Below are 18,751 nucleotides of genomic sequence, written 5' to 3' on the forward strand. Positions count from 1 at the left end.
CGTGCTGGGCGGCATCACCGAGGTGTCGGCTCTGGGCCCGCGCCACTAGCATTCGGCCATGGCCAAACTCGAACTGTCCCGCGAACTGTCACTCAGCCCGCAGACAGCGTGGGATCACGCGTCGAATCTCGGTGAGCTGGGGGACTGGATGGTGATGCACGAGGGTTGGCGTAGCGACATTCCCGATGAGCTGACCGTGGGCACCACGCTGATCGGGGTGGCGGGGGCCAAGGGCATGCGTAATCGCGTCACCTGGGCGGTTCGCCGGATGGACCCGCCGCATCTGCTGGAGGTCACCGGTAAGGGCGTGGGCGGCACGAAGTACGGGATGACGCTGAAGGTGAAGCCGACCGGATCGGGTTGCACCTTCTACGTCACGCTCGAGTTGGGCGGCCCGCCGCTGTTCGGCCCGATCGGGTCGGTTGCGGCCCGCGCCGTCAAGGGCGACATCGAGCGTTCGATCGAGAGGTTCGAAACGCTGTACGCCTGATCAGCGTAGCGTTGTGGTTGTCAGCCGTCTTTTCCGCACGCGACCATATGGAGCGTGTCCTCGCTGATGTGAATATCGGCCCTCTCGCGGCCGAGATAGGAGCGTCGTCATGACGCCTCAGCAGACACGGAAAACCGATCAGGACACCACGGTGCCGGCGCATACACCGCGGCTGCGGCTGAAAGCCAAGGCCGCCCAAAGCGGATTCGTCGACGGAGCATGGTGGCCGCGCACCGATGACCTTGCCGCCGAACTGCCGGATCTACTCGCTGTGCTGTCGGTGCGTCTGGGCCGTATCGACCGCGTGTTGTACCGGCTGGGTGCCTGGGCTGCGGCGCCCCGCAAGCTCAGCACCGGGGGCCGCGTGGTGCATCTGGACGGATACCGACTTCAGCCGCTCAACACCGTTGAAGTTGTCGGCCTCGACGACAAACACAACCGGGTCACCCTTCTGGTGATTCCGCCTCACACCGAGGCCGGCGACGCGCATAGCGCCATGATGACCGCGGCCGAGGCCGGCAACGCCGCCACTGTTGACGGGCTGCTCACGATCAGTCCAGATGACCGCGACCGGCGTATCCGGGCCTCCGGTGCTGAACAACGCTGGGAAGCAGAGGGCGGAACACCGGCGCCCGTACTGACGTGAGTATCAGCGTGCCCAGGTTGGCTGCCCCGCGCCGATGCGCACGGCCGGTGCGGGTGCTGCTGGCAGAGCAGCTGGACGGCGACGTCGACGGAGTCTGGTGGCCGGTTTCGGAATCGCTGGCGGATGAACTCGTCGAACTCGTCGTGGTTTTACAGCAGCGGCTGGGTGGGATCGTCGATATCCGGCTGAACTGGTCCGAATCCGACATCCAACTCGATTTGGGGACCATGGCCGTGGGTGGTTCCCGACGGCCGGTCAGCGCCCGACTCGGCGGCCGCCCCCGCCTGGTCAAGATCATCGGCTGCGACGACAGCGCCACGCTATTGGTGGTGCCGCCCAGAACGTCGCCGGCATTGGGGGCTCTGGTGATGCGGTGCGCCGCGGCGATGCCGGTCGATGACGAATGTCGGCAGACCACGGTGTTCGATACCGCCCGCCGAGTCCTTGATGCGGCCGTCCTCGAATCGGGCCGCTGGGCTCCGGTGATGCGCGACGGCCCCGAAGCGGTTGGAAATCAACGGCTCACGCGAACCGGTGCCCGGTAGCGTGCGTTGACTCGTCGGTAGGGGACAGGAGAGGTCAGATGGTGATGCTGCGTTCTTTGTTCCGGCGCTTTCTCTCGGCGGGAGAACCGGCGGCCAGTCGCGCCGCCGAGGATCGCCGGACCACCGACGGGATTCGTCGCCGCGCCCGATTCGTGGACTGTTGCCGGGACAACCGGCTGTCACACCAACGCCGGTGCGATCGGCACCGGTGACGGTTTCCCATCGCCACGGTTCGAACATATGATCGAACAATGGGTGAGCTGCAGGGCCTGGGGCATGGCGGGCAGCCCGTGCGTGAGGTGTTCCGCCGGGTGGATCCACCGCGCGCCGTGCTCGTGGACCTGGCCGCCCTCTTTCCACGCCAGCCGCACTGTCGGTGGGGTCGCTATCACCCGTTCGGCCTGCAGATGCACAGGGTGGTCGAGGGGCAGCTGAGCTGCTGGGGGCTCTGCGAGCAGGGCGCCTGGTGGGGGCTGGTCACCTATTCGATCGTCTTTGGAGCATCCGAAAGACCTGTGACGCACTGGATTCCGGCGTGGATGCTGACGGTGCGGGAATGAGTCGTCGCGGGCCGGGCGTCGCGGGACTACTGTCCCGGCTATGACGGAGCCGTCGAACGACGAGCCGACCGGCTATCTGGCCGATGCCGGGGCGCCCACGGAACTGGCCGGTGTCGCGGATGCCGACACTCGGGCGGCTCACGCCTGGGCGTTCGATGATGAGCCAGAGCCCGGGCCAGGGCCGGCGCGACAACGGTTCACGCCCGGACTGGTCACGGCATTGGTGGTCGCCGCGGCGGTGGTGGCGATCGCCGCCGCCGCGGGCGTCGCCGTGTGGTTCCTGCGCGATGCGCCGGTGGCCGATCCGGCCCCGCGGCCCGACCTGCTCAACGGCGTGTACCGCGTCGAATATCACTGGGATCAGGCCACTTATCGAGATGTCGGCGGGACCACGAACTGGGGTGACGGAGCCGATTCCAGGCCGTCTCAGGACTGGTTGATGCTGACGTCGACGTGTACCGACCGGGATTGCATCGCGACCGGGGAGGTGTTGGGTCAGGGTGGGGTGCGGGTGCCTGGCGCCCGGCGGTTGACGTTCAAACTGACCAACGGCCTCTGGCAGGACATCGCGCCGGCGCGCGTGAAGTCGACGTGCACCTATGGCGACGGATCCATCGCCGGCGAGTCTTGGACGACCGTGACACTCGGCTTCACGCCGCGCCCGGACGGGTCGTTCACCGGTGCGCTCACCACGGTGGTGGACACCAACGAGTGTGGAGACCAGGGCAACACAGTCGTGACCCCGTTGACGGCTCGGAAGGTGGGGGAATGAAGGCCGGCCGGGGCTGAGCTGCGCTCGTTCTTGATGCCCGGGTACAACAAAGGCCCGGTCGAAACCGGGCCTCAGTGTGAAACGTGGTGCGCGATACTGGGATTGAACCAGTGACCTCTTCCGTGTCAGGGAAGCGCTCTCCCGCTGAGCTAATCGCGCCGGGGTCGAAACTTTGGAGGTGGAGACGGGAATCGAACCCGTGTGCACGGCTTTGCAGGCCGTTGCCTCACCACTCGGCCACTCCACCGTAGGGGTTGATGCCCACTGAACCTTCGAGCGGATGACGGGATTCGAACCCGCGACCCTCACCTTGGCAAGGTGATGCGCTACCAACTGCGCTACATCCGCGTGCCTCGGGTGAGATCGTCACCCGGTGCGATCAGGAACATTAGTCCACCGGTGCGACGAACTACAAATCACCTGGAACATCGGGGCCACCGAACCTAAAACCGCTGGTAAACCCGTCGTGAAAACCTCTCGCGCGATGAAGGGGCCGTGGCCAGAGTTGCGATCGGGACAGGTGATGCTTATCTCAGCGTTGTCGCATGGGCTCTCGGCGCGTCACGGGGCAACCCGCAGCACCATCCGGTAGCGGGCCCGTCCGCTGTCCATCGCCGCGTAGGCCTCCGCGGCCTGGGCCAGCGGCAGCTCCTGTATCCGCGCTCGCACGCCGGACTGCACCGCGAACTTCATGGTGTCCTCGACGTCGCGAGCGGTCCCCGACGGGTGCCCGGTGACGCTCAGGCCGGGCGTGATCAGCTGCAGCGGGCTGATCGGCAGGGGATCGGGCGTCACGCCCACCACGATCAGCTCACCGCGCGGCAGCAGTCCGCCCACGGTGTCGCCCATGGCCTGCGAGTTGGCCGCGGTCGCCAGCACCACCGACACGCCACCGAGCGCCTGCAGCGCCGCCCCGACGTCGCCGGCAGTCGAGTCGACGTAGTGGTGCGCCCCGAGATCGAGGGCGTCCTGCGCCTTGTCCGCCCCGCGGGCGATGGCCACGGTCTCGAACCCCATCGCGCGGGCGAACTGCACGCCCAGGTGTCCCAGCCCGCCGATGCCGAGCACCGCCACCCGGTCACCCGGTCACCCGGTTTGGCCTTGGTCTCGCGCAGTCCGTGGAACACCGTGACCCCCGCGCAACTCATCGGGGCGGCCTCCATGAACGACAGTTCATCGGGAATGCGGGCCAGCGCATTGGCCGGCACCGTCACCGACTCGGCGTACCCGCCCGGGTAGTGCCAGCTCGGGATCTGGCCGTTGGCGCAGTGGATGAAGTCACCCTGGTGACACGGCACGCAGCGTCCGCAGTGCCCGCCGAACCAGCCGACGGCCACCCGGTCACCGACCGCGTAATCCTGCACGCCCTCGCCGACCTCGGCGATGGTGCCGGCGATCTCGTGCCCGGGGGTCAGCGGCCAGGACAGGCCCGGGAAGGCGCCGTTGACGAAGGCGTGGTCGGTGCCGCACACCCCGCAGGCCGCCACGGCGATGCGGACGTGGTCACGGCCCGGTGGGGTGGTGTCGACCTCGGTGAGCTCCAGGGCGGCGCCGGCCGATGCGACATGGACTGCGTGATGACGTGCCATTTTCATCCTCGGGATCGATGCTCGGGTTGATGTCTCATGTGTACTCGCGCATGCGTCCGGCGGCAGCGGAGTTGGCCGAGATTGGCGCCACCGTGACCAGGCGATTCCAGCTGGCCGCCAACAGCGTGCTAGTCTTCCTCCTCGTTCCCCGGTCTCGTAGCTCAGGGGGAGAGCGTCCGCCTCACACGCGGAAGGTCACTGGTTCGATCCCAGTCGGGACCACAACAAAAGCCGCCCACCCGGGCGGTTTTTTTGTGCCCGTTACGCGCCCCTCAAACCTAAAGCCTTGAGGTATTGACGGCCTGGTCGCGGCCTGTGCCCGGTGGTGCTCAAAGCGGCCCCGGAAACCGCCCTGGACGCTCTGGTGTTCGCCGAGGCGGCCGATGAGGCGGGACTGCCGCCCACACTCCACCAGCGCCGCGATGGGGGCGAACAGTCCTGCGGTCCACCACAGCGGGTGGACGTCGCCGATGATCGCCAAAGCGTCTGAGCCCATGCTCATCTGGGCGATCAGCCGGACCAGTTCGCCGGGGTAGTGCAGCACCGCGGCACGGATCGGGGTGCGGGTCTGGAATGGCCTGCACGCCCACCGCGGTGGCGATGATGTTGATCACGAACGTGCCATGAAGGTATAGACGACGGTCTCGTTGACGGCGTCGCCGACGCCGGCCGGCCCGCCCTGCACGGTGATGCCGACGTAAGGCTGTTAACGCACTTAGCGGCCTACTCGGCCGCCCACTGCTTGGCTTGCTCCAGCTCGTCGAGGCCGAACACCGCCAACTCGCCGGGCACCATCCACCCCAGCGCGTGCATGGTGTGGTGGACCCACTCCTTGTCGGAGACCACCGCGATCCGTTTGAACGCGGAGTGATGCGCCAGCAGCGTGCCGAAGCCCATCTTCAGATCTGCGGACAGCCCGCCCGGGCCGAAGCCCTGGTAGTCCGGGGCGATGATCTCCACGATCCTGATGTCGCCGGACTGCCCGAGTTTCTCCATCGTCGGCTTGAACGCGCGGAAATCCTCACCGCTGATCCGCCCGGAGGCGCGGATGCCGGTCACGCCGGCCGGCATATCCGTCAGTACCTCGATCATCGCCAGTCTCCTTCGCGCCGGGTCAGTGCGCGGGCGTGCTGCGCTCCGGCATCGCGGCCACCAACGGGGTGTCGACCCCCACCCGGCCGACTCCGCGCGCACCGCCGGGGGAGCCCAGCGGTGCGTCGCGGCCGGGCAACACCGTCAGGAAGAACGCCGCGTTGTCGGCCAGGTGTGCCGATTCCTCCGCGGACAGATCGGTCTCGTACTCGATCGCATCCAGACGGCAGGCGATCTTGCAGGCGCCGCAATCGACGCACTCGTCCGGATTGATGTAGAGCGTGCGCCCGCCTTCGTAGATGCAGTCCGCGGGGCACTCGGCCACACAGGACTTGTCCATCACGTCAACGCAGGCCGAGGTGATCACGTAGGTCATGACCTGACCTTAGAAAACCTGCCCCCACCTGCACCGGAGTCCAAAGCCATCAGCACATGGGACTTTGGTCCCTGCGTGTCGCCTCGACAGGTGCGGCGACGGGCTGGTCATCGGAGGAACCGCTCGGAGTAGCCCCCGAATCGCGCCCGGACCGCGTCGGGATCCAGCCCGAACATCTCCGGTGAGGTGGCCACCCGGCCCAGCCGCCCACGCCGGTGTGCGGCGAGGTAGTCGGTGATCGCGCCGCGCGCGGCGTCGTCGAACGGTTCGCCGGCCAGCGCGTACAGCCGTTCGGCGGTGCCCACCTCGTCGGTCAGGAAGTCCTCGAACCGGATGTCCACCGACCGTTCGGGGCCGATGACGTGACGGTCGCGCACACACCCCTCGAGCAACTGGCCCAGCCGGTCCACCCACCGGTTGGCGATGCGGGACACATCGACGGTGTCGCGGTGCATCCGCTCGCTGTAGGCGATCATCGCGATCATCGACAGCGCCACCGGCACCGGATCGCGATGGGTGAATGCCACCACCACGCCGGGAAACACCTTGTCCAGCACCGGAAGCTGGCCCAGGTGCTGCGGGGATTTGAGCACCCAGCGCCGTCCGCCGCGCAGGAACTGCAACGCCTTGAGCTGGATGGCCAGATACTCGTACGACGGCGTCTGATCCCGGGACCAATAGAAGTCGCTCCAGCGCGGGACGTCGGCCAGCGTGTCCATCAGCATGGTGGAGAAGTCGTTGGCCAGCAGCTGGATCTCTTCGTGGGCGTGCTCGGTGGTCATCTCGTGCATCAACGCGAAATGCGGCATCAGGATGTTCATCACCTGGACGGCGACATCCATCCGCGTGATGCGCGGATCCGGCTGCAGGCCCACTTCGATGGGCAGCGGGAATGGTTCGACCGACTCCCAGTACGGCAGGCTGCGGAAGGTGGGGGCGGCGGCCAGCAGGTTGTGCAGATGTGTGGTGCCCGACCGGGGGAGACCGGCGATCACCACCGGAGCCAGTAGCTCGATGTCGTGGATCTCGGGGTGCCGCTTGAGCAGGTCGGTGAGCAGCAGCCGGTTCTTCAACCACTGCACCAGCTGGGAACCGAAGTTGACGATTCCCGGCCCGTGCATGTCGATCTCGCGCAGTCCGGCGACGTAGAGCTCGAGGCGCTCCCGGTAGTCGTCGGCCCCGAAATCGTCCAGGCCGGTATCGGCGCGGGCACGCTCGTGCAGCACGTCGGCGTCGAGCGGGAAGTCGGCGGCGACGGTGGCCATCATCTCCCGGATCGCCTGGGCCTCCGCGCTGTACCGCGGGGTGGCCAGGTCGTCGAGGTGGATGACATCGGCTGTGGTCTCGGTCACAGCACTTATGTTACTGTCAGTTTCGTAATGGCGACGGAAATTGGGCGACCCCGTAACCGGGGCATCGACGAGGCGGTGCTGCGCGCGACCGTCGAGTTGCTCGGCCAGGTCCCGTACGCCGAGTTGTCCGTCGACGCCATCGCCGCGCGAGCCGCCACCTCCAAGCCGGCCATCTACCGGCGCTGGCCGAGCAAGGCCGCGTTGGTGCACGAGGCCGTCTTCCCGCTCGACGCCACCACCGAATTGGTGTTCACCGGAACGCTTCTCGGTGACATCGCGGCGATGGTGCGGCGTACGGTCGTGGTGTTCAGCACCCCGGCCGCGCGGGCCGCGCTGCCCGGTCTGGTCGGTGAGATGGCCGCAAACCCGGCGCTGCACACCGCCCTGCTGCAGCGGTTCTCCGGCATCCTCGAGCGCGGGCTCGGCGACTATCTGGCGGCCGCGGTGCAACGCGGTGAGGTGCGCGCCGGCGTCACCGCCGCCGACCTCGCCGAATCCATCGCCGGCATCACATTTCTCGCGCTGCTCAGCCGCGGCGTACCCGATGAGGCCTGGATCGACCGCACCGCCACGCTCATCACGAAAGGAATCAGCGCATGACCCACGAATCCAGGGCGGCCTGGCGCGAATTGCTCGACACCCTGCGCGACCTGGACCGCTCATTCCTGGAGGGGGACAAGGCCGTCACCGACGACCGGCACGTCGCCGACGGCTACCGGATGCTGGCGACCACCCTCGGTGTCGCGCTGGACACCTACCTGTTCGCCGACCCGAGCCGACCGCAGTGGCTGGAGGTGAACTCACCGTGGCGCCCGGACCGGCGTTGGGGCGGGGACAATACCGACGCCATCTACTACATGTGCCCGGTCGATCCGGAGCGTCGCTACCGGATCAGCGGCAATCGCGGTGACAGCGTGTACTTCTCGGTCACCGCCTACAACGAGCCGTCGCCCGGCGCCTGGTCGGACCGGATCGTGGCATTGTTCCGTGACGACGAGCTGGACTTCGACGCCGACGGCAACTTCACCCTGGACTTCGGGCCGGTCCCGGATGCCGCGGTGCTGATGACCCGCGACTACCAGGCCGACCCGCACACCGGGAAACGCGTGACATGGCAGATCGAGGCATTGGAGGAGCCCGCACCGTTCCGGCACGGCGACGACGAGACCGCGGCGGCGCTGCGGGCGAGCGCGGCATGGCTGCGTACCATGTTCGCCATCGTGCCGCTGGCGGTCGGGGTGCGCAACGACGACGCCCACAACCTTGGCCACGAAACCAACATGGCGGCAAACGATTTCGCTGCCCCGTACCAGGTGCCGGACTTCAACTTCGGCTGGTCGGCCCGGGACGCCTGCTACTCCTACGGCAGCTTCGACCTGGCCGAGGACGAGGCGCTGGTGATCACCCACCGACCGCCGGCCTGTCGGTTCTGGAATCTGGTGGTGTGGAACCAGTTCATGGCCGTCCCCGGGGTACGGGACGCCCGCAGCTCCGTCAACGGGCACACCGCGGTGCCCAACAGCGACGGGACGGTGACGGTGGTGCTGTCCCGCGGTATGACCAAGCACCCCAATTCGCTGACCACCCTGGACTACCCGCGCGGCAACCTGGCGTTCCGCTGGTTCCTCGCCGACCAGGTACCCGAACAGCCACGGGTCCAGCTGGTCAAGATCGCCGACGCCCCGGATCGGGTGAGCTAGGGCGTAACCCGTTCGGTGGCCGCCGCCAACCCGAGATGCTCGCGCAGCGTGGTCCCGGTGTACTCGGCGCGGAACACCCCGCGCTCCTGCAGCAGTGGCACCACCTTGTCGACGAACGGGTCCAGCCCGGCCGGCGTGACGTGCGGGACCAGGATGAAGCCGTCGCTGGCATCGGCCTGCACCAGGGTGTTGATCTGCTCGGCCACCGTCGACGGCGACCCGATGAAGTTCTGGCGGCCGGTGACCTCGATGATGAGTTCACGGGTGGAGAGCTTTTCGGCTTCGGCCTTGGCGCGCCACTCGTTGGCCACCGCCACCGGATCCCGGTGCATGCGCACGCTGGCCCGGCCGCGGGCGATGGTGTTCTCCCCGACGATGGGATCCACCGTGGGCAGCGGTCCGTCCGGATCGTGGTCGGACAGGTCGCGGTTCCACAATTGTTCCAGGAACTTGATCGCGGTGGCCGGGGACACCTGGGCCAGCCGGACCTGGTGTGCGATGTCGGCGGCCTCGGCGTCGGTGTCGCCGAGCACGAAGGTCGCAGCGGGCAGGATGAGCAGCTCCTCGGGTCGGCGGCCGTACTTGTCCAACCGGCCCTTCACATCGGCGTAGAACGCCTGCCCCTCGGCCAGGGTGCCGTGCCGGGAGAAGATGGCATCGGCGGCGCGGGCGGCGAATTCGCGGCCGTGATCGGAGTCCCCGGCCTGGAAGATGACCGGGCGCCCCTGCGGGCTGCGCGGCACGTCGAGCCGCCCGCTGATGTCGAAATGCTCGTCGCGGTAGGAGAATTGGCCCGGGCTGCCGGTGGTGAGGAACTGTCCGGACTCCTTGTCGGCCACGATCTCATCGCCGGACCACGAATCGAACAGGGTGTGCGCGGCGGCCAGGAAGCTCTCGGCCCGGCTGTAGCGCTGGTCCTCGGCGAGGAACCCGCCGCGGCGGAAGTTCTCTCCGGTGAACGCATCCCAGGAGGTGACGACGTTCCAGGCGGCCCGTCCGTCGGACAGGTGATCCAGCGACGCGAACTGGCGGGCCACCTCGTAAGGTTCGTTGAAGGTGGAGTTGATGGTGCCGGTCAATCCGAGCCGCTCGGTGACCGCGGCCAGTGCGGCCAGCACCGTGAAGGTGTCCGGGCGGCCGACCACGTCCAGGTCGTAGATCCGCCCGCCTTGTTCGCGCAACCGCAGCCCCTCGGCCAGGAACAAGAAGTCGAACTTGCCGCGTTCGGCGGTCTGCGCAAAATGCACGAACGAGGCGAAATCGATGTGGCTGCCCGACGCCGGATCGCTCCAGACGGTGGTGTTGTTGACGCCGGGGAAGTGCGCGGCGAGGTGAATCTGCTTGACGGGCTTGCTCATGAGTTCACATACCGGTTGGCGGGGCGGGACAGGCCGAACAGTCCGCGCAGGGTGGATTGCTGATACTCGGTGCGGAAGACACCGCGGCGCTGCAGTTCGGGGACCAGACCGTCGGTGATCTGCGCCAGATCGTGCGGGACGGTGGCCGGCCGCAGCCGGAAGCCGTCCGCGCCGGCGGTCTGCCAGTGCGTCAGCAGGTCGGCCAGCCCGGCCGGGGTGCCGACGAAAACCTCGGCGTCACTGATGTATTCGCGGCCGAGCAGGGTGTCCAGCTGGGCGCGGTGTGCCGCAGCGGACGCCGCGGTGTCGCCGAGGAAGACCACCAGGTCGACGATGATCTGCACGCGGGGAGCCCCGGCCGGGCGCAGCGCCGCGATGGTGTCGGTGATCGTCGCGATGTCGTGCGCGCTGCGCGGGGTGATGAATCCGAGATCCGCACCGGCGGCGATCAGCCGGTAGGCCGGATCACCATGGCCCAGCGCCGCGACCAGCGGCTGGCCCTGCGGCGGACGCGGGGTGATCGACGGGCCCTTCACCGAGAACCAGCGTCCCTCGAAATCGATGTAGTGCAGCCTGTCCCGGTCGACGAACCGGCCGGTGGCCGCATCACGGATCTCGGCGTCGTCCTCCCAGCTGTCCCACAGCCGGCGCAGCACCTCGACGTAGTCGGCGGCCTCGGCCATCGGGTCGTCGGCGACGGGGCGCCCGAAATGCCCCGTCGATTCCGGGTTCGACGACACCTGCACCCGCACCCCGGCGCGCCCGGAGCTCACGAAGTCCAGTGTCGCGATGGCCTTGGACAGATGGAACGGTTCGGTGTGGGTCGTGATCGCGGTGGGGATCAGACCGATGTGCCGGGTGCGCGGCGCCACCCGGGCGGCGATCTGCACTGCGTCCAGGCGACCGCGGACCCGGTCGGTGCGGGCATCGGCACGCCACGGATGGTCGGACTGCAGCGCCAGCCCGTCCTCGATGGTGACGAAGTCCAGCAGGCCCCGTTCGGCGGTGACCGTCAGATCGGTCCAGTAGGCGGCGGTCAGCAGGTCCTCGGGCCGGGCATCGGACTGCCGCCACGAGGACGGATGCCAGCCGGCGCCGTCCAGCGCCACGCCGAGGTGAAGCTGTGTCGACACGTCCGGGGGAACAGCCACGGGATACTCCTCGTAGGGGCGACCGATCAGGTCAGGGCGGCCAGTGCCTTCTCCGGCTCGTAACCGGTGAAGCCGTCGAGGGTGCCGTTGCGCAGCCGGTTCACCCATGCGGGATCTGCCAGCAGCGCACGGCCCAGAGCGGCGATATCGAACTCGCCGGCGTCGAAGTGTGCGACCAGGCGATCGGCGGACTCGGGCTCGATCACCTGACCTGGTGTCTCGCTTCGGAACTGGGTCTGTAGCCCCACCGAACCGACTGCGATGACCGGCGATCCGGTCACCTTCTTGGTCCAGCCTGCCAAGCTCAGTTCACTGTCCGCTCCGGGGAACGCGGGCACGTAGTGCCTGCGGGTCGACGGGTGGAAGACGTCCACACCGGCAGCGACCAGCGGGGCCAGCAGATCTTTGAGCTGATCGGGATCGTCGGCGATGGACGCCGCGTAGTCGGTGCCCTTCCACTGTGAGAAGCGGAAGATGATCGGATAATCCTGGCCCACCGCAGCACGCACCGCTGCGATTACTTCGCCGGGAAAGCGAGTTCTCGCCGCCAGTGACCCGCCGTACTCGTCGGTCCTCAGATTTGTTTTCTCCCAGAGGAATTCGTCAAGAAGGTAACCGTGCGCACCGTGCAGCTCGACCGCGTCGAAGCCGAGTTCGCGCGCGGAGGCGGCGGCGTCGGCGAAGTGTTCGGCCACCTGGCCCAGCTCATCGCGTTCCAGCGCTCGGCCTTTCGGTTTGCCGAGGCCGTCGATCCCGGATGGGCTGACCGTGACCACACCGTCGGAGTCGTTGCGTTCGGCACCCTGATGCCACAGTTGCGCGGCGATCGTCGAGCCCTCCTGGTGTACCGCGTCGACGACGCGTGTCCAGCCGGCCAGCACGTCATCGCCCGCAATGGTCGGAATCGACGCCGGATAGCCCGCTGCGGGGTCGGCCAGCCTGACCCCTTCGGTGATGATGAGACCGACACCACCGGCGGCGCGCCTGCGGTAGTACTCCGCGACATCAACGCCGGGGACTCCACCGGGTGAGGCCTGACGGGTCATCGGCGCCATCGCGAAGCGGTTGGGCACCGTGAGCGAGCGAACGGTCAGCGGTCGGAAGAGGTCTTCGATGGACACGGATCAATACAACCCGAAGGCCGGTCAGAAAAATCCCGATGTCGGACAGTGGATGTACCGTTGTCACCATGTTCGAAAGTTTGTTCGAGATCAATCCTGGGGCTTCCGAGGAGGAGCTCCGGATTCTGGTCGAGCGCTGCGAACAGTTGAAGTCTCAGGCTGCGGCGGTGCAGGCCCGGGCGACCGCGTTGTGGGCCGAGAAGCGGGCCTGCGCTGAACGCGAGCGTGGAGTCTCTCGAGCGCGGCGGGGGAAGGGCTTGGTCACCGAGATCGCACTGGCCCGCCATGACGGTCCGGTCAAAGGCAACACCCATCTCGGGGTGGCCAACGCCTTGGTGCATGAGATGCCGCACACCCTGGCCGCATTGGAGTCCGGCGTGCTGTCCGAGTATCGGGCCACGCTGATCGTGCGGGAGTCGGCCTGCCTGAGCGTGAGAGACCGCCGCACGTTGGATGCAGAATTATGCGCCGAGTCGTCCCGTTTGGTCGGCTGGGGCAATAGCCGAATCGAAGCCGAAGCCAAGAAGATCACCGCCCGCCTGGACGCCGCTGCGGTGGTGGAGCGCAACAACAAAGCCGCCGCCAGTCGCTGTGTCACGACCCGTCCGGCACCCAACGGCATGGTCTATGTGACCTTCCTGATGCCACTAGCACAGGGCGTCGGCATGTACGCCGCACTCAAGCGGGAGGCCGACGTGACCGGCGACGGACGTTCCCGGGGCCAGGTGATGACCGACATCGCCTACGAACGCGTCACCGGCCGATCCGTTGCCGAACCCGTCTCCATGGCGCTGAACGTGGTGATGTCTGACATCACCCTCTTCGGAGGCGATGACTGTCCCGGCGCCATCGCCGGCTACGGGCCGGTCCCCGCGAACATCGTTCGGCACCTGCTCGACGCAGCGATCGCCGACGAGAACGCCAAGACCACCCTGCGCCGGTTATACCGGCATCCCACCAGCGGGCAGTTGGTGGCGATGGAGTCCCGGGCCCGAACTTTTCCGAAAGGCCTCGCAAACTTCATCGGGCTGCGGGACCAAACGTGTCGTACCCCGTACTGCAATGCCCCGATCCGCCATCGCGACCACGCCACACCGGACCGTGGCGGTGGAAAAACCAACGCCGACAACGGACTCGGGCTCTGCGAAGCCTGCAATTACGCCAAAGAAGCCGAAGGTTGGACGGTCACCACCAGCGACCACGACGGGGTTCACACCGCGCTGTTCGTCACACCCACCCACGCGCGGTACTACTCGATCGCCCCGCCGGCGCCGGGTTCACCCATCACCCGGCGCAGTATCACCGAAGACCAGATCAGCATCGACCTGGCCACCTTCAGGGCTGCCTAGAGAGCCGACGCCGCTTAGTGTGCCAGCAACAGGATGAGTTGCAGTTGCAGCTCGCCGCACAGGAAGCCGAGGGCGGAGCCCAGCACCACGATGATCCATTCGTCGTCCTTGAACGCCGGCCGCAGCAGATTCTCATACGACGCCGAATCCAGTTCGTCCATCTTGGAGACCATCACGTTCTCCAGGTCGAGTCGGCCGGCCGCGTACTCCTCGATGTAGGAGGAGGTCTCCGGCAGCTTCTCGATGATCGAGTTCGCGATCTGGACCTTCATCTCCTGGTACTGGCGACCGCCCAGGACGTTGATGACCCGGCCCGCGAAGCCCATCTGGTCGTCGATGGTGCGGCCGATCTCGGCCTGGATGATGTCGAAGAACTTGTCCGACATCGGGCCGGTGAGCAGGCTCTCCATGATGGCCTTCGGGGTGAAGATCTCCCGTGCCATCAGCGCGGCGTACCCGCGGATGACCTCCTTGCGGTGCGCCTGGAACACCCCCTGCCACTTGATGCCGAGGAAGATGTTCTTGCGCTCCAGCGGCCGGAAGATCATCTGCAGGGCCACCCAGTCGGTGAGGCCACCGGTGATCAGACCGAACAGCGGCAACGCCAGATGCCAACCGGTGACGCCGAAGACCAGCATCTGGACCAGGCCGATGATGAACCCGAAGTACAGGCCGGACTTGATCAGGAATTTGAACGCCGGCCGGCCGATGTCCTGGAACACCGCGTTGAGAGTGTGCTTGTCGCGGACCAGGTTGGTCACGACCATGTGCTTGATGTCGAAGATCTGGTCGACCTGCCCGCGGAACTCCTCGAACATGCCGCGCGCCGCCGTCGGGATGCGGCCCTCGACGTTGTCGATGATCAGCTTCTTCACCGGGTCGGGGGTGGCCCGCCACACCTGCGGCTGGAACGCCATCATGATGGTGTCGACGAGTTCCTCGGACGCCTCGCGCAGCGGTCCGCCGAGTTCCTTCACCAGCTCGTCCGGGTCGATCTTGTCGAACAGTTCCTCTGGCTTCAGAATGCCCGAGGTCAACGAATCGACCGCCACCGCAGCCATTTTCGGTGCCCGCTTGGGGATCTGCCCCTGCCAGCCAAGGTAGGGCTTGATGCCCTTGAACTCGACGGGATGGAACATCATCTTCAGCGCGAGGATCTTGGTGATCCAGCCGACGAAGGCCGCCCCGAACGGGATGGTGATGTACACCCACAGTGGGTAGGAGAAGGCGTTCTCCCAGAACTCGTTCACTTGGCCGCCTCCCATAGTTCTTGCCCGAGGTCACTGATGCGCACGGTGCGCCGGACGACCCGTGCCGCCCGGACGCCGCGGCGCGCGGTGGCCAGTGCGATGTTCACCACCGAGTCGGTCAGCAACATCTCGTACTCGTCGTACATGGATGTGGCCTCCGGCCCGATCCGGACCAGGCCCAGCCGGAGCATCCTGGTCAGATACAGCGGGGTGTAGCGGGGCAGGGACACTCCCGCCGACCGGCCCACCGTGGAGGCGTTCTTCAGCGCGTATGCGGACGCCCCGCCGGCTCCCGGTTCGGCGACGTGGATGACGGGGTAGGCAGACCCGTCGGACAGCGCGGCCAGAATCCGCGCCTCGTCGGGCACCAGCGATCCCAGCAGATCCAGGTACAGCGCGTCGCGGCTCCTGTCGGGACTCGAGTACATCGACCGGTCGAGCAGGGTGCGCAGCAGCTGATTCGGTGACGCTGCCTGCTCATCATCGTCTGCGGTCACCGCAGCGGGCGGGTCCAGATCGGTCAGGTGCTTGCGCATCACCCGCACCACGGCGCGCTCGGCGTCGGCCAGCAGGGGTAGCACGTCAGCGGCGAGCGGCGCCCGCTTGGCGACGCCGCCGAGAAGGGTCAACCCCCCGCCGATCAAACCCTCCAGATCCACGCGGCCCCTCGGTGTTCGGTCAGCAACTATTGCTAGCACCCTAGTGGTCGGCGGTTGCAGGCCCGCAACAATCCCCGGTAAACGACGATCTGTGCGCATTGCGCACGGCTTTTCTCACATCCGTCGGCTGATCGGCCGACAGTGATGTGGCGGCCGGATGCGATTTCAGCAACGTCATGACCGGCACCGGCAAACTGGCATTTCGTTGCCCGCGTCACAGTGGGCCGGGGCGCGCAACGACGCAGACGCTGGGCGTCATTGCCCGGCGTCTGCGCGGCTGTCGTGAATCGCCGGGCTGAACCCCTCGTGTCGGCCGGGCGTCCTGCTCGAATACCCGGCCGTTGCGGGGCACAAACGTCAGTCGAGACGTTCCCAGGTCCAGCCCGAGATGGCCGGATCGTCCTCGCCGTGCTCACGGGTGTACCGGCGGGCCGACAGTCGGGCGTCGATCATCTCCTGTCGCAGGCCCGCGACATTGCTGCCCAGCCCCGGCACCCGGTCGATGACATCGATGACCAGATGGAACCGGTCCAGGTCGTTGAGCATGACCATGTCGAAAGGTGTGGTGGTGGTGCCGCGTTCCTTGAATCCGCGGACATGCAGCTGACTGTGGTTGACATGCCGGTAGGCCAGCCGATGGATCAGCCACGGATAGCCGTGGTAGGCGAAGATGATCGGTGTGTCGGTGGTGAACAGCGCGTCGAACTCGTAATCGGTCATCCCGTGCGGATGCTCGGACTGCGGCTGCAGGCGCATGATGTCGACCACGTTGACCACCCGGACCGCCAGCCCGGGCAGCCTGCGCCGCAGGATATCCGCTGCGGCAAGGGTTTCCAGTGTCGGAATGTCCCCGGCACAGGCCAGCACCACATCGGGTGCCTGGCTGCCCTGCTCGGAGCCGGCCCATTCCCAGATACCCGCGCCCCGCGCGCAGTGCGCGATCGCCTCGTCCATGCTCAGGTAATTCAGCGCGGGCTGCTTACCGGCGACGATCACGTTGATGTACTGCCTGCTGCGCAGGCAGTGGTCGGCCACCGACAACAGACTGTTGGCGTCCGGCGGCAGGTACACCCGCACCACCTCGGGCCGCTTGTTGGCGATGTGGTCGATGAATCCGGGATCCTGGTGGGAGGCCCCGTTGTGGTCCTGGCGCCAGACATGGGATGTCAGAAGGTAATTCAGTGAGGCGATGGGGCGGCGCCAGGGCAGCTCATTGGTGGTCGCCAACCACTTCGCGTGTTGATTGGCCATCGAGTCGACGACGTGGACGAATGCCTCGTAACAGCTGAAGAACCCGTGCCGCCCGGTCAGCAGATAGCCTTCCAGCCAGCCCTGGCACAGATGCTCGGACAACACCTCCATCACCCGGCCGTCCGGGGACAGGTGCTCGTCATCCGCGGACAGTTCGGCTTCCCAGACCTTGTCGGTGGCGTCGTACACCGCCGAGAGCCGGTTGGATGCCGTCTCGTCGGGCCCCATCAGCCGGAAATTGTCGGTGTTGCGGGCGATGACATCACGCAGGAAGGTGCCCAGCACCCTGGTGGCCTCACTGATACCGACTGCCGGCTCGTCGACCTCGACGGCGTAGTCGGCGATCGGCGGCAGATCCAGTTCCCGCAGCACCAGCCCCCCATTCGCGTGCGGGTTGGCGCTCATCCGGCGATCGCCCCGGGGCGCCAGCGCCCGCAGGTCGGGACGCAACGCCCCGGCGTCGTCGAACAGTTCCTCGGGCCGGTAGCTCTCCATCCATTCCCGAAGCTGGCCGAGATGCTCGCTGTTGGTGCGGGTTTCGGACAGCGGGACCTGATGGGATCGCCAGGTTCCCTCGACCTTCTTGCCGTCCACCTCGCGCGGGCCGGTCCAGCCCTTGGGAGTGCGCAGGATGATCATCGGCCACAGCGGCCGGCCGGTCTGGCCGTCCACCCGGGCCGCCCGCTGGATCGCGCCGATCTGGTCGAACGCGTCATCGAGGGCGGTGGCCAGCAGGCGGTGCACGGTGACCGGGTCGTCACCGGCGACGGTGATCGGCACATACCCGTAGCCCCGCATCAGCGCGTCCAGCTCGTCTGCCGGAATGCGGGCCAGCACCGTCGGATTGGCGATCTTGTAACCGTTGAGATGCAGAATCGGCAGCACCGCGCCGTCGCGCACGGGATCGAGGAACTTGTTGGAATGCCAGCTGGCGGCCAGCGGGCCGGTCTCGGCCTCACCGTCCCCGATGACGGCGGCCACCACCAGGTCCGGATTGTCGAACGCGGCGCCGTAGGCGTGCACCAGCGCGTAGCCGAGTTCGCCGCCCTCATGGATGGAGCCCGGGGTCTCCGGCGCGACGTGGCTGGGGATACCACCCGGGAAGGAGAACTGGCGGAACAGCTTGCGCAGCCCCTCGGCGTCCTGACCGATCCCGGTGTACACCTCCGAGTAGGTGCCCTCCAGATAGGCGTTGGCCACCAGGCCGGGGCCGCCGTGGCCGGGACCGGTGATGTAGATGACGTCGGCATTGCGCTGCCGGATCACCCGGTTCAGATGCGTGTAGAGCAGGTTGAGCCCGGGCGTGGTGCCCCAGTGGCCCAGCAGTCGGGGTTTGACGTGCTCGGCGGTCAGCGGTCGACGCAGCAGCGGATTGTCCAGCAGATAGATCTGCCCGACCGACAGATAGTTCGCCGCCCGCCAGTATGCGTCGAGTTGGGCGACCTCGTCGTCGGAAAGCGTCACAGCTGTCGTCGATGTTTCCATGGTTA

Annotated in this window: 18 protein-coding genes, 4 tRNA genes and 2 pseudogenes; 10 read left to right on the forward strand and 14 right to left on the reverse strand. The window is 67.1% G+C overall.

Features of this window, described 5'->3' with window-relative positions:
* Window positions 1–58 precede the first annotated feature (58 nt).
* From K0O62_RS12595 to K0O62_RS12615, 5 genes are all read left to right on the forward strand, one after another.
* Complete coding sequence (locus K0O62_RS12595) at window positions 59–490, forward strand: type II toxin-antitoxin system Rv0910 family toxin (protein WP_073857525.1); 432 nt, start codon at window positions 59–61, stop codon at window positions 488–490.
* Between the two features lie 109 nt (window positions 491–599).
* Window positions 600–1,136, forward strand: a complete 537-nt coding sequence (locus tag K0O62_RS12600) for a DUF5994 family protein (protein ID WP_073857526.1) — start codon at window positions 600–602, stop codon at window positions 1,134–1,136.
* Between the two features lie 47 nt (window positions 1,137–1,183).
* Window positions 1,184–1,681 carry a DUF5994 family protein gene (locus K0O62_RS12605; RefSeq protein WP_073857527.1) on the forward strand — a complete coding sequence of 166 codons (498 nt, stop codon included), beginning with the start codon at window positions 1,184–1,186 and terminating at the stop codon, window positions 1,679–1,681.
* A gap of 251 nt (window positions 1,682–1,932) precedes the next feature.
* Window positions 1,933–2,241, forward strand: coding sequence for a hypothetical protein (locus K0O62_RS12610; protein WP_073857528.1), 309 nt, complete (start codon window positions 1,933–1,935; stop codon window positions 2,239–2,241).
* Between the two features lie 40 nt (window positions 2,242–2,281).
* Window positions 2,282–3,013 carry an Rv2253/PknI dimerization domain-containing protein gene (locus K0O62_RS12615; protein ID WP_073857529.1) on the forward strand — a complete coding sequence of 244 codons (732 nt, stop codon included), beginning with the start codon at window positions 2,282–2,284 and terminating at the stop codon, window positions 3,011–3,013.
* An 84-nt stretch (window positions 3,014–3,097) separates the two neighbouring features.
* Here K0O62_RS12615 and K0O62_RS12620 read toward each other — a convergent pair.
* The 4 genes and pseudogenes from K0O62_RS12620 to K0O62_RS12635 all read right to left on the reverse strand — a co-directional run bounded on the left by K0O62_RS12620 (window position 3,098) and on the right by K0O62_RS12635 (window position 4,602).
* Window positions 3,098–3,172 (reverse strand) — tRNA-Val (locus K0O62_RS12620).
* 14 nt (window positions 3,173–3,186) lie between these two features.
* Window positions 3,187–3,260 (reverse strand) — tRNA-Cys (locus tag K0O62_RS12625).
* 28 nt (window positions 3,261–3,288) lie between these two features.
* Window positions 3,289–3,361, reverse strand: a tRNA-Gly gene (locus tag K0O62_RS12630).
* A 213-nt stretch (window positions 3,362–3,574) separates the two neighbouring features.
* A pseudogene (locus K0O62_RS12635) lies at window positions 3,575–4,602 on the reverse strand (alcohol dehydrogenase catalytic domain-containing protein).
* A gap of 150 nt (window positions 4,603–4,752) precedes the next feature.
* On the opposite strand from K0O62_RS12635, the gene K0O62_RS12640 reads away from it, so the two are divergent.
* Window positions 4,753–4,824 (forward strand) — tRNA-Val (locus K0O62_RS12640).
* Window positions 4,825–4,924: 100 nt separating this feature from the next.
* On the forward strand, window positions 4,925–5,092 hold the full coding sequence (locus tag K0O62_RS12645) for a hypothetical protein (protein ID WP_165637005.1): 168 nt from the start codon (window positions 4,925–4,927) through the stop codon (window positions 5,090–5,092).
* 88 nt (window positions 5,093–5,180) lie between these two features.
* On the opposite strand, the pseudogene K0O62_RS28640 reads toward K0O62_RS12645, so the two are convergent.
* The 4 genes and pseudogenes from K0O62_RS28640 to K0O62_RS12660 form a co-directional block, all read right to left on the reverse strand.
* Window positions 5,181–5,302, reverse strand: a pseudogene (locus tag K0O62_RS28640) (ABC transporter permease); the annotation flags it as partial.
* Window positions 5,303–5,325: 23 nt separating this feature from the next.
* Window positions 5,326–5,694, reverse strand: a complete 369-nt coding sequence (locus K0O62_RS12650; protein WP_073857530.1) for a SpoIIAA family protein — start codon at window positions 5,692–5,694, stop codon at window positions 5,326–5,328.
* Between the two features lie 22 nt (window positions 5,695–5,716).
* Window positions 5,717–6,070, reverse strand: coding sequence for a ferredoxin (gene fdxA / locus K0O62_RS12655; RefSeq protein ID WP_073857531.1), 354 nt, complete (start codon window positions 6,068–6,070; stop codon window positions 5,717–5,719).
* Window positions 6,071–6,177: 107 nt separating this feature from the next.
* On the reverse strand, window positions 6,178–7,338 hold the full coding sequence (locus K0O62_RS12660; protein ID WP_234800176.1) for a sulfotransferase family protein: 1,161 nt from the start codon (window positions 7,336–7,338) through the stop codon (window positions 6,178–6,180).
* Between the two features lie 111 nt (window positions 7,339–7,449).
* Between K0O62_RS12660 and K0O62_RS12665 the strand changes: the two genes are divergently transcribed.
* Window positions 7,450–8,022: a TetR/AcrR family transcriptional regulator gene (locus K0O62_RS12665; protein WP_073857533.1), complete on the forward strand. Its 573-nt coding sequence runs from the start codon at window positions 7,450–7,452 to the stop codon at window positions 8,020–8,022.
* Window positions 8,019–9,122 (forward strand): DUF1214 domain-containing protein, encoded by a 1,104-nt coding sequence (locus K0O62_RS12670; RefSeq protein WP_073857534.1) that lies wholly within the window; start codon window positions 8,019–8,021, stop codon window positions 9,120–9,122. Before K0O62_RS12665 ends, K0O62_RS12670 begins: the two co-directional genes overlap by 4 nt.
* Here K0O62_RS12670 and K0O62_RS12675 read toward each other — a convergent pair.
* The 3 genes from K0O62_RS12675 to K0O62_RS12685 are packed head-to-tail and all read right to left on the reverse strand — an operon-like array spanning window position 9,119 to window position 12,752.
* Window positions 9,119–10,480, reverse strand: a complete 1,362-nt coding sequence (locus K0O62_RS12675) for an NtaA/DmoA family FMN-dependent monooxygenase (protein ID WP_073857535.1) — start codon at window positions 10,478–10,480, stop codon at window positions 9,119–9,121. The two genes, K0O62_RS12670 and K0O62_RS12675, sit on opposite strands and share 4 nt — an antisense overlap.
* Window positions 10,477–11,631, reverse strand: coding sequence for an LLM class flavin-dependent oxidoreductase (locus K0O62_RS12680; protein WP_308214478.1), 1,155 nt, complete (start codon window positions 11,629–11,631; stop codon window positions 10,477–10,479). Before K0O62_RS12680 ends, K0O62_RS12675 begins: the two co-directional genes overlap by 4 nt.
* A 26-nt stretch (window positions 11,632–11,657) precedes the next feature.
* The gene (locus tag K0O62_RS12685) at window positions 11,658–12,752 is read right to left on the reverse strand and encodes an NADH:flavin oxidoreductase (RefSeq protein WP_073857536.1); all 1,095 of its coding nucleotides are present in this window, start codon (window positions 12,750–12,752) and stop codon (window positions 11,658–11,660) included.
* A 68-nt stretch (window positions 12,753–12,820) separates the two neighbouring features.
* Between K0O62_RS12685 and K0O62_RS12690 the strand changes: the two genes are divergently transcribed.
* A complete protein-coding gene (locus K0O62_RS12690) occupies window positions 12,821–14,101 on the forward strand; it encodes an HNH endonuclease (RefSeq protein ID WP_073857537.1) in 1,281 nt (426 codons plus the stop codon).
* A gap of 14 nt (window positions 14,102–14,115) precedes the next feature.
* Here K0O62_RS12690 and K0O62_RS12695 read toward each other — a convergent pair whose 3' ends face one another.
* From K0O62_RS12695 to K0O62_RS12705, 3 genes are all read right to left on the reverse strand, one after another.
* Window positions 14,116–15,351 (reverse strand): DUF445 domain-containing protein, encoded by a 1,236-nt coding sequence (locus K0O62_RS12695; protein WP_079244099.1) that lies wholly within the window; start codon window positions 15,349–15,351, stop codon window positions 14,116–14,118.
* Window positions 15,348–16,010, reverse strand: a complete 663-nt coding sequence (locus tag K0O62_RS12700; protein ID WP_073857539.1) for an Abi-alpha family protein — start codon at window positions 16,008–16,010, stop codon at window positions 15,348–15,350. The genes K0O62_RS12695 and K0O62_RS12700 overlap by 4 nt, the downstream gene beginning before the upstream one ends.
* Window positions 16,011–16,367: 357 nt before the next feature.
* Complete coding sequence (locus tag K0O62_RS12705; RefSeq protein WP_073857540.1) at window positions 16,368–18,746, reverse strand: phosphoketolase family protein; 2,379 nt, start codon at window positions 18,744–18,746, stop codon at window positions 16,368–16,370.
* Window positions 18,747–18,751: the final 5 nt, after the last annotated feature.

Origin of the sequence: Mycolicibacterium diernhoferi, from assembly GCF_019456655.1 — a bacterium.
Lineage (GTDB): Bacteria > Actinomycetota > Actinomycetes > Mycobacteriales > Mycobacteriaceae > Mycobacterium > Mycobacterium diernhoferi.

Excerpts from the sequence above, each read along its gene's own strand:
- K0O62_RS12595 (WP_073857525.1), top strand. The coding sequence starts at position 59 with ATGGCCAAACTCGAACTGTCCCGCGAACTGTCACTCAGCCCGCAGACA.
- K0O62_RS12705 (WP_073857540.1), bottom strand. The coding sequence starts at position 18,746 with ATGGAAACATCGACGACAGCTGTGACGCTTTCCGACGACGAGGTCGCC.
- K0O62_RS12675 (WP_073857535.1), bottom strand. The coding sequence starts at position 10,480 with ATGAGCAAGCCCGTCAAGCAGATTCACCTCGCCGCGCACTTCCCCGGC.
- K0O62_RS12690 (WP_073857537.1), top strand. The coding sequence starts at position 12,821 with ATGTTCGAAAGTTTGTTCGAGATCAATCCTGGGGCTTCCGAGGAGGAG.
- K0O62_RS12650 (WP_073857530.1), bottom strand. The coding sequence starts at position 5,694 with ATGATCGAGGTACTGACGGATATGCCGGCCGGCGTGACCGGCATCCGC.
- fdxA (WP_073857531.1), bottom strand. The coding sequence starts at position 6,070 with ATGACCTACGTGATCACCTCGGCCTGCGTTGACGTGATGGACAAGTCC.
- K0O62_RS12665 (WP_073857533.1), top strand. The coding sequence starts at position 7,450 with ATGGCGACGGAAATTGGGCGACCCCGTAACCGGGGCATCGACGAGGCG.
- K0O62_RS12660 (WP_234800176.1), bottom strand. The coding sequence starts at position 7,338 with ATGATGGCCACCGTCGCCGCCGACTTCCCGCTCGACGCCGACGTGCTG.
- K0O62_RS12670 (WP_073857534.1), top strand. The coding sequence starts at position 8,019 with ATGACCCACGAATCCAGGGCGGCCTGGCGCGAATTGCTCGACACCCTG.
- K0O62_RS12600 (WP_073857526.1), top strand. The coding sequence starts at position 600 with ATGACGCCTCAGCAGACACGGAAAACCGATCAGGACACCACGGTGCCG.
- K0O62_RS12615 (WP_073857529.1), top strand. The coding sequence starts at position 2,282 with ATGACGGAGCCGTCGAACGACGAGCCGACCGGCTATCTGGCCGATGCC.
- K0O62_RS12610 (WP_073857528.1), top strand. The coding sequence starts at position 1,933 with ATGGGTGAGCTGCAGGGCCTGGGGCATGGCGGGCAGCCCGTGCGTGAG.